Below are 3,528 nucleotides of genomic sequence, written 5' to 3'. Positions count from 1 at the left end.
CCACCGCCGCGCCCCCCGAACCCACCAGGCGCACTCCGTCGGCGTGGGCGGACAGTCCGCGCCCGTCGAGGGCGACCAAGGCCTCCTGGAGCCCGGCCAGCTCCGCCGACGCGTCCCCGCCGCCCCGCGCGGCCCCGAGCACCGCGTCGACCAGAGCGGGGCCGCCGGGCACCGGTTCCAGCCGGTCCCGGATGTCGCGGGCGTGCCCGCAGACCACGCCCAGCCCTGCCTCGGTGTCCTCGTTCATGGACCTTCCGTCCTCCCGGCCGCCACTGCGCTCGGGAGCCCGCCACGGCACCCGGCACGGGCCCCACCTCCCCGGGGGCCGTGCCCGGTGCGCGCGGGCACCCTCCCCCCACTCCTCTCGGCCACTCCTCATGTCCGAAAAGAGCGATTTGTGATCTACGTCGTAAAGATCCGACGTGAAAACACCCCCGACAGTGGTGGAAGAGGAAAAATCTCCGCACGTTCCCGCAGTTCCGGGCCCCGCACCCGGACCACCCGCCCCCTAACGCCGTGGCTACACTGCACGCGTGGCCATCCAGATCTCACCCAGCATCCTGAGCGCCGACTTCGCGCACCTCGCCGACGAAGCGGCCGCCGTGTCCCCGTCCGCCGACTGGCTCCACGTCGACGTGATGGACAACCACTTCGTCCCGAACCTGACGCTCGGCCTGCCCATCGTGGAGTCCCTGCTCAAGGCGACCGACACCCCCCTGGACTGCCACCTGATGATCGAGGAGCCCGATCGCTGGGCCCCCGCCTACGCCGAAGCGGGCGCGGGCAGCGTCACCATCCACGCCAAGGCCGCCGGGGCCCCCGTGCGCACGCTGCGCGAGATCCGCCGCCTCGGCGCCCGCGCGGGCCTGGCCCTCAACCCCGCAGAGCCCGTCGAGCCCTACTCCGACCTCGTCGGCGAGATGGACATGCTCCTGCTCATGACCGTCGAACCCGGCTTCGGCGGACAGAAGTTCCTCGACGTGGTCCTGCCCAAGATCCGCCGCGCCCGCGAGATCCTCGACAGCCGCGAGGCCTCCGTCTGGCTCCAGGTCGACGGCGGCGTCAGCGACGAGACCATCGAGCGGGCCGCCGAGGCCGGAGCAGACGTCTTCGTCGCCGGTTCGGCCGTCTACGGGGCCCAGGACCCGGCCAAGGCCGTGGAGTCCCTGCGCGCCCTCGCCACCGGGGCCGCCGCCAGGGCCTGACCCCGGAGCCCCGACCCTCGCAACCGAACGTCCGTCCGCGCAACGATCCCGACACGGTTCCGCCCTTCGCTGGCACCGCCCGGCGCCTCCCCCTAGGCTGTGCGACTCGTAGTCGTCGATCTCGCTTGGCCGCGGCTCCGTCTTCCCCTCCGCCTTCGCGCGTGCGGGGGAGCGGCGCGGCGTGAGCGCGTTGCCGGGCGCGGACCCCCGGGAGTACGCGTTGAACGCTTGGACCGCCCAGCACCTGGCCATGGACGCGCTGTGGGAGGCGGAGACCGTCCCCATCCTCTGGCTCCAGGGACTGGGGGACTGGCTCGCCCACCCGCTGGCCCTGGTCACCCACCTGGGCTCCCACACGCTCGTCATCCTCGCCCTCACCCTGGTCTTCTGGTGCGTCAACCCCGGCCTGGGGGCGCGCCTGTTCGTCGTGGTGGCCTGCTCCGGCGTGGTCAACCAGCTTTTCAAGTCCCTGCTCTACGGGGCCCGGCCCCCCTGGTTCGACGCCCGCGTCACGGCCCACACGAGTTCGGACAGCTTCGGGATCCCCTCCGGGCACACCCAGGGCGCCACCGTCACCTGGGGCTACCTCGGCATCAGGTCCGGCCGCCGCGCCGTGCTGTGGGCGGCGGTCGCGGTCATCGCGCTCGTCTCGCTCTCGCGTATCCACCTGGGTGCGCACTTCGTCAGCGACGTCGTGGCCGGGCTGGTGCTGGGCGCCGCCCTGCTGTGGGCGGTCCTGCGCTGGGAGGAGCGCGTCACCGCCTGGTGGCTGGGGCTGAGCACCGCCCGCTGGGTGGGCTGCGCCCTGGCCGCCGCCCTGGTGCCCTGCCTGGCGGCCACCGTGTGGCAGCTTCTGGTGCGCGGTGACTGGACGGTCCCCCAGGAGTGGATCGGCGCGGTCCCCGCCGACCCGGCCGGTGAGACCCTCACCGGTCTGTACACCGTGGCCGGAACCCTGCTGGGCGGGCTGGTGGGCTTCACCCTGCTCGCCCGGCGCGGCTGGTACAGCGCCGGGGGCACCCTGGCCTCCCGGGCCGCCCGCTTCGTGCTGGGCGCCTCGGTGATCGTGCTGGTGCAGGTGTTCGTGAGCGTGCTCTTCGGCCACCTGGGCGGGCTCGCCGACGCCGCCGTGTCCTTCGCCGCCTACGGCGCGATCACCTTCTGGGCCTCCTTCCTGGCCCCGGAGGCCTTCGTCCGCAGCGGTCTGGCCGCCCGGCCCGGGGCCGCGGCCTGGGTCCCCTGAACCGGCGGGGTGCGCGGTCGCGGCGACACGCCCGCCGGTGCGCCCGTCCGCGCGTGCGCCCTCCCGGCCGACGGCGGTGGGGGCCGATGATTCGCGTCACACCGGCTAGGCGCTCCTGTTGACGAGGGGTTAGGATCCGTACCAGCAAGTTCAACACGTGCTCCGGGGTCGGTGTAATTCCGAACCGGCGGTGACAGTCCGCGACCCGGCCGAGTCCATCGGCCGGTTGAACCGGTGGAATTCCGGTACCGACGGTGAAAGTCCGGATGGGAGGCAGTACGTGTCGGGACGGCCCCTCGCCGCCCGCGTCCGCTGACGCGCGGCCGCGGCGCCGTCCTGTTCGTGGACCCTTCTCCACGCCTCCCCCCACCCCGGAGCCACCAGGCGAAGGGAAGGCAAGGGCGTGTTCACCGGAATCGTCGAGGAACTCGGCGAGGTCGTCTCCATCCAGGCCGCGGGCACCACGGGTGAGGCCGTACTGCTCACCGTCCGGGGCCCCCTGGTCAGCTCGGACGCCGCGCACGGCGACTCCATCGCGGTCAACGGCGTGTGCCTGACCGTGGTCGACCGGGGCGGGGGCACCTTCACCGCCGACGTCATGAAGGAGTCGCTGGACCGCTCCAGCCTCGGGGGTCTGGTTCCGGGCTCCCGCGTCAACCTCGAACGCGCGGCCCGCGCCGACGGTCGCCTGGGCGGCCACATCGTCCAGGGCCACGTCGACGGCACCGCCGCCCTGGTCTCCCGGAATCCCGGCGACAACTGGGACGTTCTGCGTTTCGGACTGCCCGCCCACCTGTCGCCGTACGTGGTCGAGAAGGGCTCGATCACCGTCGACGGCACCAGCCTCACCGTCTCCGCGGTCAGCGAGCCCGGGGCCGATCAGGAGTTCTTCGAGGTCAGCCTGATTCCCGAGACCCTGCGGGCGACGACCCTGGGCGGTCTGGCCGCCGGTGCCACCGTGAACGTCGAGGTGGACGTCATCGCCAAGTACGTCGAGCGCATCACCGCCGTGGCGGCGATCCGCCCTCGGGCGTGAGCGGTCGCGCACGGCCAGAGGGGGCGGACCCGCGGGGGCGGATC

The 3,528-nt window shown here is 73.1% G+C and carries 3 protein-coding genes, 1 pseudogene and 1 riboswitch; of the genes and pseudogenes, 3 read left to right on the top strand and 1 reads right to left on the bottom strand.

The annotated features are described in order from the left end of the window. A pseudogene (locus ABD54_RS26025) lies at nucleotides 1-247 on the bottom strand (hypothetical protein); the annotation flags it as partial. Nucleotides 248-533: 286 nt separating this feature from the next. On the opposite strand from ABD54_RS26025, the gene rpe reads away from it, so the two are divergent. From rpe to ABD54_RS26010, 3 genes are all read left to right on the top strand, one after another. Then, on the top strand, nucleotides 534-1,205 hold the full coding sequence (rpe, locus tag ABD54_RS26020; protein ID WP_047872189.1) for a ribulose-phosphate 3-epimerase: 672 nt from the start codon (nucleotides 534-536) through the stop codon (nucleotides 1,203-1,205). Nucleotides 1,206-1,425: 220 nt separating this feature from the next. Further along, nucleotides 1,426-2,448: a phosphatase PAP2 family protein gene (locus tag ABD54_RS26015; RefSeq protein ID WP_235432207.1), complete on the top strand. Its 1,023-nt coding sequence runs from the start codon at nucleotides 1,426-1,428 to the stop codon at nucleotides 2,446-2,448. A gap of 153 nt (nucleotides 2,449-2,601) precedes the next feature. Then, a riboswitch (FMN riboswitch) is annotated at nucleotides 2,602-2,732 on the top strand. Between the two features lie 119 nt (nucleotides 2,733-2,851). Then, complete coding sequence (locus tag ABD54_RS26010; protein WP_047872188.1) at nucleotides 2,852-3,484, top strand: riboflavin synthase; 633 nt, start codon at nucleotides 2,852-2,854, stop codon at nucleotides 3,482-3,484. Nucleotides 3,485-3,528 lie beyond the last annotated feature (44 nt).

The sequence above is a fragment of the Nocardiopsis sp. RV163 genome (assembly GCF_001029525.1).
In the GTDB taxonomy this organism is placed as follows: Bacteria; Actinomycetota; Actinomycetes; order Streptosporangiales; family Streptosporangiaceae; genus Nocardiopsis; species Nocardiopsis dassonvillei.
This window is presented reverse-complemented; position numbering and strand designations above follow the sequence as displayed.